At 75.3% G+C, this 14610-nt stretch carries 15 protein-coding genes and 1 other RNA gene; 15 read left to right on the top strand and 1 reads right to left on the bottom strand.

Going from position 1 to position 14610, the window contains the following annotated elements:
* Positions 1-60: 60 nt before the first annotated feature.
* From KDL28_RS03875 to ssrA, 13 genes are all read left to right on the top strand, one after another.
* Positions 61-603: a SigE family RNA polymerase sigma factor gene (locus KDL28_RS03875; protein WP_252435783.1), complete on the top strand. Its 543-nt coding sequence runs from the start codon at positions 61-63 to the stop codon at positions 601-603.
* 16 nt (positions 604-619) lie between these two features.
* The gene (locus tag KDL28_RS03870) at positions 620-1354 is read left to right on the top strand and encodes a hypothetical protein (protein ID WP_252435782.1); all 735 of its coding nucleotides are present in this window, start codon (positions 620-622) and stop codon (positions 1352-1354) included.
* Positions 1355-1366: 12 nt separating this feature from the next.
* Positions 1367-1948 (top strand): TetR/AcrR family transcriptional regulator, encoded by a 582-nt coding sequence (locus tag KDL28_RS03865; protein ID WP_252435878.1) that lies wholly within the window; start codon positions 1367-1369, stop codon positions 1946-1948.
* Positions 1949-2410: 462 nt separating this feature from the next.
* Positions 2411-3826: an adenylosuccinate lyase gene (purB, locus tag KDL28_RS03860; RefSeq protein ID WP_252435781.1), complete on the top strand. Its 1416-nt coding sequence runs from the start codon at positions 2411-2413 to the stop codon at positions 3824-3826.
* On the top strand, positions 3823-4665 hold the full coding sequence (locus KDL28_RS03855) for a phosphoribosylaminoimidazolesuccinocarboxamide synthase (RefSeq protein WP_252435780.1): 843 nt from the start codon (positions 3823-3825) through the stop codon (positions 4663-4665). The genes purB and KDL28_RS03855 overlap by 4 nt, the downstream gene beginning before the upstream one ends.
* Positions 4666-4934: 269 nt before the next feature.
* Entirely contained in the window at positions 4935-6062 is a 1128-nt protein-coding gene (locus KDL28_RS41320; protein ID WP_252435779.1) for a sensor histidine kinase, read from the top strand.
* Complete coding sequence (locus KDL28_RS03845; RefSeq protein WP_252435778.1) at positions 6059-6688, top strand: response regulator; 630 nt, start codon at positions 6059-6061, stop codon at positions 6686-6688. The genes KDL28_RS41320 and KDL28_RS03845 overlap by 4 nt, the downstream gene beginning before the upstream one ends.
* A gap of 1335 nt (positions 6689-8023) precedes the next feature.
* Positions 8024-8713: a cell division ATP-binding protein FtsE gene (gene ftsE / locus KDL28_RS03840; protein ID WP_252435777.1), complete on the top strand. Its 690-nt coding sequence runs from the start codon at positions 8024-8026 to the stop codon at positions 8711-8713.
* Between the two features lie 3 nt (positions 8714-8716).
* On the top strand, positions 8717-9619 hold the full coding sequence (ftsX, locus tag KDL28_RS03835) for a permease-like cell division protein FtsX (RefSeq protein WP_252435776.1): 903 nt from the start codon (positions 8717-8719) through the stop codon (positions 9617-9619).
* A 55-nt stretch (positions 9620-9674) separates the two neighbouring features.
* On the top strand, positions 9675-10160 hold the full coding sequence (gene smpB / locus KDL28_RS03830; protein WP_252435775.1) for an SsrA-binding protein SmpB: 486 nt from the start codon (positions 9675-9677) through the stop codon (positions 10158-10160).
* Positions 10157-11074 carry an amidohydrolase family protein gene (locus KDL28_RS03825; RefSeq protein ID WP_252435774.1) on the top strand — a complete coding sequence of 306 codons (918 nt, stop codon included), beginning with the start codon at positions 10157-10159 and terminating at the stop codon, positions 11072-11074. Before smpB ends, KDL28_RS03825 begins: the two co-directional genes overlap by 4 nt.
* A gap of 94 nt (positions 11075-11168) precedes the next feature.
* Positions 11169-11963, top strand: coding sequence for a hypothetical protein (locus KDL28_RS03820; RefSeq protein WP_252435773.1), 795 nt, complete (start codon positions 11169-11171; stop codon positions 11961-11963).
* A gap of 96 nt (positions 11964-12059) precedes the next feature.
* Positions 12060-12433: a transfer-messenger RNA gene (ssrA, locus tag KDL28_RS03815) on the top strand.
* 78 nt (positions 12434-12511) lie between these two features.
* Here ssrA and KDL28_RS03810 read toward each other — a convergent pair.
* Positions 12512-13105: a helix-turn-helix domain-containing protein gene (locus KDL28_RS03810; protein WP_252435772.1), complete on the bottom strand. Its 594-nt coding sequence runs from the start codon at positions 13103-13105 to the stop codon at positions 12512-12514.
* 68 nt (positions 13106-13173) lie between these two features.
* Between KDL28_RS03810 and KDL28_RS03805 the strand changes: the two genes are divergently transcribed.
* Both KDL28_RS03805 and KDL28_RS03800 read left to right on the top strand, forming a co-directional pair.
* Positions 13174-14040 carry a class I SAM-dependent methyltransferase gene (locus KDL28_RS03805; RefSeq protein WP_252435771.1) on the top strand — a complete coding sequence of 289 codons (867 nt, stop codon included), beginning with the start codon at positions 13174-13176 and terminating at the stop codon, positions 14038-14040.
* A 73-nt stretch (positions 14041-14113) separates the two neighbouring features.
* The gene (locus KDL28_RS03800; RefSeq protein WP_252435770.1) at positions 14114-14578 is read left to right on the top strand and encodes an SRPBCC domain-containing protein; all 465 of its coding nucleotides are present in this window, start codon (positions 14114-14116) and stop codon (positions 14576-14578) included.
* Positions 14579-14610 lie beyond the last annotated feature (32 nt).

Raw genomic sequence — 14610 nt, 5'->3', positions numbered from 1 at the left:
TCGTACAACCGCGGCGACCGGACCGCACGTCTGTGCGTGCGAGGGGGAGGAGGACGACGAGTGGGCGGCGAGCCCGACGGCGACGGGTCCGGCGACGTGTCCGAGATCTCCTTCGAGGAGTTCTTCCGCACCCGCCGCGACGCGCTGCGCCGCACGGCCTACCTGCTGTGCGGCGACTGGCACCGCGCGGACGACCACGTCCAGGCGGCGTTCGTCGCGCTGCACCGGCACTGGCGCCGGATCCGGGACAAGGCCGCCCTGGACGCCTGGATGCGGCGCACGCTCGTCCGGGCGGTGGTGGACGAGTCGCGCCGGCCGTGGCGGCGCGAGCGGGCCACCGCCGAGCCCGACGACCGCCGCGCGGTGCCCGGCGCCGCCGACGCCGTCGCCACCCGGCACGTGCTCGTCGGCGGGCTGCGGTCGGTGCCGCCCCGGCAGCGGGCCGTGCTGGTGCTGCGGTTCCTGGAGGGGCTCGACGTCCCGGCCACGGCCGCCGCGCTGAGCTGCTCGGAGGGCACGGTCAAGAGCCAGACCGCGGCCGGGCTGGCCGCGCTGCGCACCGCGCTCGGCGACGCGCTCGACGACCTGCGACCGGCCGGATGAGGGGAGGGAGGACCCGATGACCGACGACGAGCGCCTGGCCGCGCTGTTCCGCGACGCCGCGTCCGACCCCGACGCGCCCCCACCGGCCTTCGGCCACGACGACGTGGTGGCCGCGTCCCGGCGGATCACCGCCCGGCGCCGCTCGGCCGCGGTCGCCGCGGCCGCCGTCATCGGGCTCGCCGGCCTCGGCGCCGCGATCGTCCTGCCCGGCTCGGCCGAGCAGTCGACCTCCGCCGCCGCCCCGGCCCCCGAGTCCGCCCGCGACGCGTCCGGCGGCAGGGCGGGGTCGGCCGAGCTGTCCGCGCCCTACGCCGCCGACGACCTGGAGTCCGAGGGCCCCGGCTCCGCGGACTCCGCCCCGGCGCCCCCCGCTCCGGCGGCCGCCCCGCCGCTCGGGCCGGGCGACGGCGCCTGCGCCGACCGCCAGGACGCCGGCCTGCGCGCGCTCGTCGAGGAGGTGCTGCCCGACGCGGCCGGCGCCCCGCCCGCGGCCACCACCGACGTCTGCCTGCCGGGAACCCACCGCTACCTGGCGCTGCAGGTCGACCCGGGCGGCGCGCCCGGCGTGCTGTCCGTGGCGTACCTGCCGCCGGGCACCGTCGCCGACAGCGCGCCCGCCCCGACCGAGCTCGCGGCCCCGACCGCCTCGGGCGGCACCGTCCTGGTGTCCGCCACCCCCGACGGCCCCGGCCCGGCCCCGTACGCCGACCGGCTGCAGGACCTCGTGGACCACCTCGCCCCGCTCCTCTGACCGGCGGGGAGACTGGTCGACGTGGCCACGAGCAAGGGTGAGCGGCGCAGGCAGGAGCTGGTGACCGCGGCCGCCGCGCTGCTGCGCGCCGGCGGGTTCGACGCCGTGCGGCACCGGGCGGTGGCCGAGCGCGCCGGCCTGCCCCTGGCCTCCACCACCTACTACTTCGCCTCCCTCGACGACCTGGTCACCGCGGCCGCCGAGCGCACCAGCCGCGACGAGCTCGACGAGGGCCGCGTCCAGCTGGCCCAGCTCGCCGAGACCCGGGCCGCCCGCCCCGAGCTGGTGGAGCTCGTGCTGGACCAGCTGCTCGGCCCCGAGTCGCGCGACGGAGGCCTGGACGCGGTGCTGCTGCGCTACGAGCGGCTGGTGGGCGCGGGCCGGCGCCCCTACCTGGCCCCGCTGATGCGCGAGCTGCGCGCCGAGCTCGACGCCCTGCTGGCCGAGATCCTCCGCCGCTCCGGCCACCCGATGTCCGCCGAGGCCATCCGCGACCTGGTCTCCCTGGTCGACGGCGCCGTGATCAGCGCCCTGATCGAGGCCGACCCCGACCCCCGCGCCGCCGCCCGCGACGCCCTCCTGCGCCTCCTGTGACCCTCCTCGCGGAGTCACCCCACCCGGCGCAGACCCCCAGGGCTCTGCGCGGGTGGGGAAACCCTGCGACGTGGGACGAGTTGTGCGGTTCGGGCCCGCGACGTGCGCGTGGTGGGCAGGGTGGGCCCGTGGGGCCGATGGGGGAGGGGCTGTACCTCCGGGCCGATCTGATGGCCGACGGGGTGACCGAACGCGAGCTGCGCGCGCTGCGCCGGGCGAGGAGCCGGGCGACGCGGTCTTCGCCGAGAAGGTGCGCGAGGACGCTCTCCGGGTCGAAGGCCTGCGGGTCGTCCGCTGGACGTGGCGCGACCTCGCGGACTTCGGCCCTGGTCGCCGCTCGCCTCCGCCACGCCCTCGCCCAAACCTGAACGACGTCGCAGAGCTTGCGTACCCGGCGCAGACCCCCGGGCTCCTGCGCCGGGTACGCGGAGTCTGCGACGTGGGCGGATTAGGGTTGGCGGCGTGATCCCGAACGTGCTGGCGGCGCGGTACGCGAGTCCGGAGCTCGTGGAGCTCTGGTCGCCCGAGCGCAAGGTCGTGCTGGAGCGGCGGCTGTGGATCGCGGTGCTGCGGGCCCAGCGGGAGCTGGGCGTCGACGTGCCCGACGGCGTCGTCGAGGACTACGAGCGGGTCGTCGAGCAGGTCGACCTGGCCTCGATCGCGGCGCGGGAGCGGGTCACCCGCCACGACGTCAAGGCGCGGATCGAGGAGTTCTGCGCGCTGGCCGGGCACGAGCACGTCCACAAGGGCATGACCAGCCGCGACCTGACCGAGAACGTCGAGCAGCTGCAGATCCGGCTGTCGCTGGAGCACGTGCGCGACCGGTCGCTGGCGGTGCTGGCCCGGTTGGCCCGCCGGGCCGGGGAGCACGCCGAGCTGGTGATGGCGGGGCGCAGCCACAACGTGGCCGCGCAGGCGACGACGCTGGGCAAGCGGTTCGCCAGCGCGGCCGACGAGATGCTGGTGGCGCACGAGAGGCTGGAGCAGTTGCGGGCGCGCTACCCGCTGCGCGGCATCAAGGGGCCGATGGGCACCGCGCAGGACATGCTCGACCTGCTGGGCGACCCGGCCCTGCTGGCCGACCTGGAGCGGCGGGTGGCCGCGCACCTCGGCTTCGACGCCGCGCTGACCAGCGTCGGGCAGGTGTACCCGCGCTCGCTGGACTACGACGTGCTCACCGCGCTGGTGCAACTGGCGGCGGGGCCGTCGTCGCTGGCCACGACGATCCGGCTGATGGCCGGGTTCGAGCTGGCCACCGAGGGGTTCCGGCCGGGGCAGGTCGGGTCGTCGGCGATGCCGCACAAGATGAACAGCCGCTCCACCGAGCGGATCAACGGGATGATGGTGCTGCTGCGCGGCTACGCGGGGATGGTCGGGGAGCTGGCCGGCGCGCAGTGGAACGAGGGCGACGTGTCCGACTCCGTCGTCCGCCGGGTCGCGCTGCCCGACGCGTTCTTCGCCCTGGACGGGCTGTTCGAGACCGCGCTGACGGTGCTCGACGAGTTCGGCGCCTACCCCGCGGTCGTCGCCCGCGAACTCGACCGCTACCTGCCGTTCCTGGCCACCACCGCCGTGCTGATGGCCGCGGTGCGCGCCGGGGTCGGCCGGGAGACGGCGCACGAGGTGATCAAGGAGCACGCGGTGGCGGTGGCGCTGGCGATGCGGGAGAAGGGCCAGGCCGAGAACGACCTGCTGGCCCGCCTCGCCGGCGACGAACGGCTCGCGCTGCCCCCCGGCACCCTCGACGGCCTGCTCGCCGACCCGCTGCGGTTCACCGGCGCGGCCACCACCCAGGTCGCCGAGGTCGTGGCCCGCGTCGACGCGCTCATCGCCGCCCGTCCCGAGGCCGCCGCCTACGCGCCGGGGTCGATCCTGTGAAGCTGCTGCACTCGGGCAAGGTCCGCGACCTGTACGTCGACGGCGACGACCTGCTGCTGGTCGCCTCCGACCGCATCTCCATCTACGACGTCGTGCTGCCCACCCCGATCCCGGACAAGGGCGCGCTGCTCACCCAGCTGTCGCTGTGGTGGTTCGAGCGCCTCGCCGACGTGGTGCCCAACCACGTCGTCTCGGCCACCGACGTCCCCGACGAGTTCGCCGGCCGGGCGATCCGCTGCCGGCGGCTGCGGATGCTGCCCGTCGAGTGCATCGCCCGCGGCTACCTGGCCGGGATGGGCCTGCAGGAGTACCGCGCGCGCGGCACGGTGTCGGGCATCGCGCTGCCGCCCGGGCTCGTCGAGGGCTCCCGGCTGCCCGCGCCGATCTTCACCCCGACCACCAAGGCCCCGGTCGGCGAGCACGACGAGTTCATGACCTTCGACGACGTCGTGGCGCTCGTCGGGGCGGGCACCGCGGAGCGGCTGCGCGAGCTCACCCTGGCCGTCTACGCGCGCGGCGCCGAGGTGGCGGCGGCCGGCGGCATCCTGGTCGCGGACACCAAGTTGGAGTTCGGCACCGACGCCGAGGGCCGCATCGTGCTGGGCGACGAGGTGCTCACCTCGGACTCGTCCCGCTTCTGGCCTGCCGACGACTGGTCGCCGGGCCGGGCGCAGCACGCCTACGACAAGCAGTTCGTGCGGGAGTGGTCGGCCGGGCTGGACTGGGACCGCACCCCGCCCGGGCCGGAGGTGCCCGCCGAGGTCGTCGCGGCCACCCGGGCCCGCTACGTGCAGGCCTACGAGCGCATCACGGGTCGCGAATGGGCGGCGACGCCGTAGCGCCGCCGCCCACCCCGACCCCTCCAGGCGGCTCCGGTGCGGCGCGGGGCCCACGACGCCCCGCGGCGCACCTACCGTGTGCTGCTGCCCGCGCGGTCGGGCCGACCGCGGGGACACCAGCGGACGGCGCGGACCGGCCGGGGAGCCGGGTCGCCGTCCACCGCGACATGATCGGCTGTCGCGGCCGCCGCGCGGCACCGCCCGTCGACGGGGCGCCGCCTCCACCGACCGGTGGAGGCGGCCGGTGCGGCCTGCGGCAGGCTGTCCCCGTGGAGCGCCACGTCTGGGAGGAGATGGACTGGGGGTGGCAGGCCTTCGCGGCGCTGTTCGCCGCGGTGACGGCCGTGCTGCTGGTCCTGGCCCGGGAGTGGGTCGCGCTGGGCCTGCTGGTGGCGGTGGCGCTCTGGTACGCGCTGACCGGGGCCCGGGCGCTGCACCGGTCGCGCGCGACGCGGCCGGGGGTCGCCTACGTCGCCGGCGCCACACCGCTGGTGCTGGCGATGTTCGCGCTGACCCCGATCGGCGCGGTGCTGTTCTTCCTGCTGTTCCCGCACTTCTGGCGGCTGCTGCCGGTCCGGTGGGCGCTGCTGGTGACCACGCTGGCGATCGTCGGGATCGGGGCGGTGCGGATGGTGCCCGCGGCCCTCGGGACCGGGGAGGTCCCGCTCGTGGTCGCCTGGCTGGGCGGGATGCTGGTCGCATCGCTGTTCCTCGGCTCCTGGATCACCCGCATCGTCGCCCAGAGCTCGGAGCGCGCCGCGCTGCTCGACGAGCTGGAGCGCACCCGGGCGGAGCTCGCCGCGGCCAGCCGCGACCTGGGCGCGCTGGCCGAGCGCGAGCGGCTGGCCCGGGAGATCCACGACACGCTGGCCCAGGGGTTCAGCAGCATCCTGCTGCTGGCCCAGGGGATGGACCCGGACGACCCGAAGGTCGCCCTGGTGGAGCGGACGGCGCGGGAGAACCTGGGCGAGGCCAGGGCGCTGGTGGCCGCGCTGTCGTCCCCGCAGCTGGACGCGGCGACGCTGCCGGCCGCGCTGAACCGGCTGGTCGAGCGGGTCGGCGACGAGCTGGGGATCGAGGCGCGGATGCGGGTGGAGGGCGCCGAGCGGGCGCTCCCGCCCGGCCACGACATCGTGCTGATGCGGGTGAGCCAGGAGGCGATGGCCAACGTCCGCAAGCACGCCGGCGCCTCCCGGCTCGACCTCGAACTGATCTTCGACCCGGCCTCGGCCGTGGTGCGGATCAGCGACGACGGCCGCGGCTTCGACCCGGCCGCCGCGCGCCGGTCCGGTTTCGGCCTGACCGGGATGCGGGCGCGGGTCGGCGAGCTCGGCGGCGCGCTCGACCTGCGCAGCGAACCGGGCGGGGGGACGTGCGTGGAGGTCCGGCTCGGATGATCCGGGTGATGCTGGTCGACGACCACCCCGTCGTCCGGGAGGGCCTGCGCAGCCTGCTCGACGCCGAACCGGACATCGAGGTCGTCGGGGAGTGCGGCGACGCCGCCTCGGCGGCCGCGACGGCCGCCGCCACCCGTCCCGACCTGGTGCTGATGGACCTGCGGATGCCCGGCCGGGACGGCGTCGCGGCCACCGCCGACGTCCTGGCCGCCTGCTCGACCCGGGTCGTCGTGCTGACCACCTACGACCACGACGGCGACGTCCTGCGCGCCGTGGAGGCGGGCGCCAGCGGCTACCTGCTGAAGGACACGCCGCGGGCGGGCCTCGTCGAGGGCGTCCGAGCGGCGGCCCGCGGGGAGACGGTCCTCGCCCCCGCCGCCGCCGCCACCCTGGCCGGCGCGGTGCGCCGCCCGGCGCCACCGACCCTCACCCCCCGCGAGCACGACGTGCTGCGCGCCGTCGCGCGCGGGCTCTCCAACCCCGAGATCGCCCGCGAGCTGCGCATCGGCGAGGCCACGGTGAAGAGCCACCTGCTCCGGGTGTTCGAGAAACTGCAGGTCAGCGACCGCACCGCCGCCGTCACCGCCGCGATCGCCCGCGGCATCCTGCCGACGCCCCGGCTCTAGGCGAACGGGTCCGGCCTCGTGCCGGTCGGTGCGGTCTCCCGGGAGGCCCACCACCGCGCACACCGCCCAGCACCGCGCGCACCCACTGGCCACGGCGCACACCTCCCAACGTGTGCGCGGTGGCCACATGGTGCGCGCGGTGCCCGAACCTCCGCTCGTCGTGGGCGCCGCTGTGAGCGAGTGGCGCGCTCGCGCGGCGAGGTTGGGCGAGCGCGCCGCTCGCTCGGGCGGGCCGGGGCCTGCGCCCGCTTCGCGATGACCACGCACACCCAGTCGCCACCGCGCGCATCTACTGGCTACGGCGCACACGTCATGACATGTGCGCGGTGGCCACACGGTGCGCGCGGTGCCCAGGAATCCCGCCGGCCGGCCCTCGCTGACCTCTCTGCCGCCGGACTCCCCGGAGAAGTGCCCCCTGCCGTCGCGTCGGCACGCGCAGCGTGCATGGCCGGCACGGCCCCCGCCACACCGCGCCAACCCGACCCCGGTACCACGCTGGCGGGGGTCGGGACGGCCATGCCAACCTGAGTGGGACGACGCGACGGCAGGGGGCACTTCGGCCCCCCTGCTGGAGCCGAGGCCCGCCGGAGGCGCTCTTCACCCTCCCTCCGACGCGCTCTTCTCCTGGAGCGGGCGCGCGCCGGACGCCCTCAGTAGGCAGGAACGTTGCCGGGCGGCGTGCCCAGCTTCGGGCGGACGGGCTGATCGAGATCGGGGTGGAAGAGCGCCTCCGGCGGCGCCTGCGCGGCGGGCGACCTCGGATCGAGCAGGGGTTCGGCCCCTGCCGTCCCGTCGTCACGCCCAGCGAAGCACGTCCGCCGCGACCCTCGCACGGTTGGGAGCGTCGGCCAGCCGGTTGGCATCGGAGGGTGCGGGGGTCGTGTCGGCCGCGCTCTGCCGTGCGCGCCGACGTGACGGCAGGGGCCACGGGGGAGGAGTGGCGCTGCGCGCCGCCGTGCGTGGGCCCGACCTCGCCCCACCGCGCACACCGCTCGGCACCGCGCACGCCCCTCGCCACCGCGCACACCCAGCCGCCACCGCGCACATGTCCTGACGTGTGCGCGGTGGCCACACGGTGTGCGCGGTGCTGGGGTCCCGCCGAACCGCGCCCGTCTGACCGAGAGCGGCTCTCGTCCCGGGGCGGCGAGCGAGTGGCGCGCTCGGCCAACCTCGTTGAGCGGGAGGCGCGTTCGCTCCACCATGCGGTGCGAACGGGAGTGGTCCTCACCCCGTCCGGTGCGACGGGAGTGGCTCTCGTCGCGCCCGGTGACGGCCCTCCGGCCTGGGGAGGGTCGGGTGCCGGGGGTGGGTCGGGTCGCCGTATCGTCCCCGGTCGTGATCCGGCTGGAGCATGTCACCAAGCTCTACAAGACCTCCACGCGTCCCGCGCTGGACGGGGTCTCGGTGACCATCGACCGCGGCGAGTTCGTCTTCCTGATCGGGCCGTCGGGCTCGGGCAAGTCGACGTTCCTGCGGCTGCTGCTCCGCGAGGACGTCCCCACCAAGGGCGACATCTACGTCTCCGACCTGAACGTGGCCAAGCTGCCGCGGCGCCGGGTGCCCCGGCTGCGTCAGCGGATCGGCTGCGTCTTCCAGGACTTCCGGCTGCTGACCAACAAGACCGTCGGCGGCAACGTGGCGTTCGCGCTGGAGGTCATCGGGAAGTCGCAGTCGACGGTCCGCAAGGTGGTGCCGGAGGTGCTCGACCTGGTGGGGCTGGCCGGCAAGGCCGACCGGATGCCGCACGAGCTGTCCGGTGGCGAGCAGCAGCGGGTGGCCATCGCCCGCGCGTTCGTGAACCGGCCGCTGGTGCTGCTGGCCGACGAGCCCACCGGGAACCTGGACCCGGACACCAGCCAGGACATCATGCTGCTGCTGGAACGGATCAACCGCACCGGGACGACCGTGCTGATGGCCACCCACGACCACTCCATCGTCGACTCGATGCGCAGGCGCGTGGTCGAGCTGGACATGGGTCAGGTCGTGCGCGACGAGTCCCGCGGCGTGTACGGCGTCGGGAGGTAGGACGTGAGAACCGACTTCGTCGCCCGCGAGGTCTTCACCGGCCTGCGGCGCAACGTCACGATGACGATCGCGATGGTGCTGACCACCGCGATCTCGCTGGGCCTGGTCGGCACCGGGCTGCTGGCCGTGCGCACGATCGACCGCACGGAGCAGCTCTACAGCGACCGGGTCGAGGTGCAGGTCGCGCTCACCTCGGACGTCTCGGCCGCCGACACCGACTGCGCACAGGCGGTCTGCACCGCGCTGCGCTCGAAGTTGGAGGCGCTGCCCCAGGTCGAGTCGGTGCGCTACGAGAACCAGCAGCAGGCCTACGAGCGCTACCTGCAGCTGTTCAAGGGCCAGGCGCTGGCCGACCTGGTCCGCCCGCAGTCGCTGCCCTCGACGCTGCGGGTGCGGCTCAACGACCAGGAGACCGGGGCGCAGGCCGTGCGCCAGGCCACGACCGGGCAGGTCGGCGTGCGCAACGTGATCGACCAGCGGGAGGTCGTGGCCCGGCTGTTCGACTTCCTCGGCGGGGTCCGCGACGTCACCTTCGGGCTGGCCGTCGTGCAGGCCATCGCCGCGCTGCTGCTGATCTCCAACACGGTGCAGGTCTCGGCGTTCACCCGGCGCACGGAGGTCGGCGTGATGCGCCTGGTGGGGGCGACGCGCTGGTACACACAGCTGCCGTTCCTCATCGAGGCGGTGGTCACCGGTGTGGTCGGCGCGCTGATCGCGGTCGGCGGACTGGTGGTCGGCAAGTTCCTGTTCATCGACCAGCTGCTCAGCGGCATCGTCTCGAACGGGGTCGTGCCGCCGGTCGAGGTGGCCGACATCATCTGGGTCTCGCCGATCCTGGTGATGATCGGCGCGGCCATCGCCAGCGTCACCGGCTACGCGACGCTGCGCCTCTACGTGCGCCTGTAGTCGGGCCCGTCCATAGCGGACGACTCCGCCGACCCCGTCCGCGTAGGCTGGGCAGGTGAAGGAGCAGGGCCGCAAGGTGATCGCGCAGAACCGCCGGGCGCGGCACGACTACGCGGTGATCGACACCTACGAGGCGGGCGTCGCGCTGGTCGGCACCGAGGTCAAGAGCCTGCGGTTGGGCCGGGCCTCGCTGGTCGACGCGTACGCCACCGTGGACGACGGCGAGGTCTGGCTGCGCGGGCTGCACATCCCGGAGTACACCCACGGCAGCTGGACGAACCACGAGCCGCGCCGCACCCGCAAGCTCCTGCTGCACCGCAAGGAGATCGAGCGGCTGATCGGCAAGACCCGCGAGGGCGGGGCGACGCTGGTGCCGCTGTCGCTGTACTTCGCCAACGGCAAGGTCAAGTGCGAGCTGGCGCTGGCCCGCGGCAAGCGCACCTTCGACAAGCGCCAGGACCTGGCCCGCCGCGACGCCGACCGCGACGTCCAGCGGGCGTTCGGCCGGGCGGCCAAGGGGCGGATGCGGGAGGTGCGGTGACGGCCGCGGTCGTGGTCCCGCCGCCGCCGGTCGACGACGTCGACGTGCCCAGGTTCCTGGCCGACCTCGGCGTCCCGGGCATCGTCGACGTCCACGTGCACTTCCTGCCCGAACGGGTCCTGCGCAAGGTCTGGGCGTACTTCGACCAGGGCGCGGAGAACTACGGCACCGGGTGGCCGGTGCACTACCGCACGCCCGAGCCGGAGCGCGTCGAGACGCTGCGTGGGCTGGGCGTGCGGGCGTACGCGCCGCTGACCTACCCGCACAAGCCCGGCATGGCCCGCTGGCTCACCGAGTGGGTCACCGGCTTCGCCGAGCGCACGCCGGGCGCGGTGCCGACGGCGACGCTCTACCCCGAACCCGACGTCGTCGACTACCTGGGCGCCGCGGTCTCGGCCGGGGCCCGGGTGGTGAAGGTGCACGTGCAGGTGGGTGGGTTCGACCCGCGCGACCCGCTGCTGCGCCCGGCATGGGGCCTGCTGGCCGACGCGCGCGTGCCCGCCGTCGTGCACTGCGGGGACGGCCCGCTCCCCGGCGAGTACACGGGCCTGGGCGTGTTCGCCGAGGTGCTCGCCCAGCACCCCCGGCTGCGCGTGGTGCTGGCGCACTCCGGGATGCCCGACTACCTGGGCGCTCTCGACCTCGTGCACCGGTACCCGGACGTGCACCTCGACACCACGATGGTCGGGCCGGCGTTCAGCGAGCGCATCGCCCCGCTGCCCGCCGACTGGCCGTCGCGGCTGGCCGACGTGGCCGACCGGGTCGTCTTCGGCTCGGACTTCCCGAACATCCCGTACCCCTACGCCGAGCAGGTGGCCGCGGTGGCCGGGTGGGCCGCGGCCGACGACCGCCTCGGCGCCGGCTTCGCCCGCGCCGTCCTGCACGACAACCCGGCGGCTCTGCTCGGAGTGTGAGCGAGCTCGCGAGCGAACCATCCAACACAGCAGCTCTGCTCGAGCGGCGGCGAGGTGGCCGTGTGAGCGGGTACACATCCGGGTACCCGCCGCCATGACCACCGGGCAAATCGTCGCGATAGTCGTGCTGGTGCTGCTGGTCGCCATCGTCGTGGCGGCAGTGATGATCTTCCGCAGGCGCAGTCCGAGCCAGCGCCGGCTGGAGGCCGCCCAGGCCCGCCGCGAGGCCGAGGCCCGCACGGCCAGCGCCGCCCGCCTGGAGACCGAGGCCCGCGAGCGCGCCGAGCGCGCGAAGGCCGAGCAGGCCCAGGCCGAGGAGCTGGCCGCGATGGCCCGCCACGACCGCGAGGTCGCCCGCGAGCAGCAGGCCAGGGCCGAGGAGCTCGACCCCGACCACGAGTTCGACACCCCGCAGCCCGACCAGCAGCACCCCGCCGTCGCCGGTGGCCCCGCTCCTGCCCGGGAGCTGCAGCCCGCCGCCACCGATGCCCGCGACGGCGCGCACGACGACACCCGCGACGATGCCCCCCGGCCCGACGAGCGCCCGCGCCACCACGACTACCGGCGCCCCGAGCCGATCGTCGGCGGTGCCGCCGCGGGCATGCTGAAGCCGCGCCCCGCGGCCGACGACCCCACCCCCACCCCCACTGCGCCCGCGCCCACGACCGGGCCCGCCGCCGTTCCCCTGCAGCGCTCGACCCCGGCCGACGAGCCCGCGGAGCGGCGGGGCACCGTCGGCGAGTTCGTCCGCGCCAAGGACCGCAGCGCCACCGGCGCCACGGACCCGACCGCCCGTCACGACCGCGACGAGGCGGCCGACCCGCAGGCCACCGAGCAGCACCAGAGCCCGGTGCGCACCTTCGCCGACCGCATCCTGGGCCGCAGCTGACCCCGGGCCGCGCCGGCCCCGCATCCTTCCGGTATCCGGGATGAAGGCGGGGCCGCTCGGCGTTATGCTGACCGGGCGCCCGACCGCGGGCGTCGAGGGGGTGAACGGTTTCGACTCCGGATGTTGATCTTGGGGAAGCGTGCCGAGGAAGGCGACGATGATCTCGAAAACCATGCGTCGCAAAAAAACAAGTGCCGCTGATAAGCGCACTGACTTCGCCCTCGCCGCCTGAGCGAGTAAGAAGTCTGTCGGCCCGGGTGTGATCCCCGACCCGGTCGCCGGCATCAGCTAGGGGGTCTCACCTGTCCACCCGGTCGCGGGGTGGGCGGGGACATCGAACAGCGACTGGGATCGTCACACCGGCTCGTCCGCGTGACCGGTGGATCCGAGTAGAGGCACAGCGGACTGCGCACGGAGAAGCCCAAGTGAAGCAACGGAGGACCCGGGTTCGATTCCCGGCACCTCCACCGAGACCGCAGCGGCGGCGTCACCCCCGGGTGGCGCCGCCGCTTCGTTCGTGGTCGGTCAGGACTGCTCACGGCCCCTGATCAACCCCCCGTCTCCGGGGACGGCCGTCGGTGGCGGATCGCGGTGGGCGTCGCGGAGAGGATGCTGATGAACTCCACCGGGGCGGGCTCGGCGTTGCCGAAGCCGTGCGGGACGTGGGTGTCGGTGATCTCCAGCGACTCCCCGGCGCGCACCGGGAAGTCGGCACCGCCGAGGACGACGCGCAGAGCGCCGCGGAGCACGTAGAGCCAGTGGTAGCCCGGGTGCGACCGCAGCGGGATGGCCGCGTCGGCGGGGCCGGCGGCGAGGGTGTTCTTGAACGCCTGCAGGCCCGGCCCGAGGTGCAGCGGCAGCGCGGTCATCCCCGCGCGCGTCCGCGGGCGGGGGTGGGTGCGGGGGTCGGCCGTGGCCGGGGCGTCGACGAGCTCGTCGAGCGTGACCCGGTAGCGCCGGGCCAGCGGCAGCAGCAGATCCAGGGTCGGGGTCCGGCGTCCGGTCTCGAGCCGGGAGACGGTGCTGCTCGAGACCCCGAGCTCGGCGGCCAGGTCGGCCAGCGACAGGCCAGCGTCCAGCCGGCGCTCCCGCAGCCGCGCGCCGACCCCCGCGACCACCCGTTCGACGTCCCGATCTCCCACACGCCCCAGGTTTGCAGATCCCGCAAGGATCGCCGGGTGCTGCGGCCCCGGTCGCCAGGATCCCGGGCATGACCGAGATCCCGACGGCGGCGAACACCGCTCAGCAGCAGGCGTGGGACGGCGCGACCGGGGCGTTCTGGGCCGAGCACGCCGACCGGTTCGACCGGGGCGTGGCCGCCTACGACCCCGCCCTGGAGCGCGCCGCCGCGCTCAGCCCCGGCGAGCGCGTCCTCGAGGTCGGCTGCGGCACCGGGCACACCACCCGGGCCGCCGCCCGCCGCGTCGGCCCGACGGGCAGCGCCCACGGCGTCGACCTCTCGACGCGGATGCTCGACCTCGCCCGCAGCCGCGCGGCTGCCGAGGGCCTCCGCACGGTCGCGTTCACCCGGGCCGACGCCCAGGTCCACCCCTTCCCCCCGGCCGGGGCGGACGTCGTGATCAGCCGGCACGGCGCGATGTTCTTCGACGACCCCGTGGCGGCGTTCGCGAACCTCGGGGCCGCGCTGCGCCCCGGCGGCCGCTTCGCGCTGCTGGTTTGGCAGGGTTTCGGGCGCAACCCGTTCATGCACCGCGTCGCCGATGCGCTGACCCCCGACCGGGACACCCCGCAGCCGCCAGCGGACGGCCGCCCGGGCCCGCTCTCCCTGTCCGATCCCGCCCGGGCCCGCGCCGTGCTCACCGACGCCGGCTGCACCGCCATCCGCATCGAGCCCGTCGAGGAGCCCATGCACCTCGGCACCGATCCCGCGGACGCCATGGCCTTCCTGACCGCCCAGCACGCCGGCCTGCTCGCCGGTCAGGACCCCCGGGTCCGCGCCCGGGCCGTCGACCGCCTCCGCGCCGACGTCGCCGCGCACCACCGGCCCGGCCGGGGCGTGCGCTACCCCTCCGCCTGCTGGCTGATCACCGCCCGCACGGCCGGGACGAGCTCGTGACCGAACACCACCCGGTCCACCGGGTTGCGGTCGGGACCGGGTCCTGTCGGGGACGGGCGATAGCGTCGCGGCCGTGCCCCACACCGACTCCGCCGACATCGTGATCGCCGCCGCGCCGGAGGCGGTGTTCGCGGCACTCGTCGACGCCGACGCCCGCGCCGCGTGGCTGCCACCGACGGGCATGACCGGGCGGTTCGAGTGGTTCGACGCCCGCACCGGCGGCGGCTACCGCATGGTCCTCACCTACGACGACACCTCCGTGGTGGGCAAGTCCGAGGAGAACACCGACGTCGCCGAGGTCCGGTTCGCCGCCGTGCAGGCGCCGCACCGGGTCGTGGAGGAGGTCGACTTCGTCTCCGACGACCCGCGGTTCACCGGGACCATGACGATGACGTGGGCGGTCGAGGCGGTCGACGGCGGCGCCCGCGTCACGGTGACGGCGACCGACGTCCCCGACGGCATCAGCAGCGCGGACCACGCGGCGGCCTTCGCCTCGACGCTGGCCAACCTCGACGCCCACGTGCGCGGGGCCGGGTAGAGCGCGCCCGGCGATCGTGCCGGCCGCGCGGA

The organism is Pseudonocardia humida, assembly GCF_023898865.1.
GTDB lineage: Bacteria > Actinomycetota > Actinomycetes > Mycobacteriales > Pseudonocardiaceae > Pseudonocardia > Pseudonocardia humida.
Note: the sequence above shows the minus strand (reverse complement) of the source record. Positions and strands in the feature narration are given on the sequence as shown.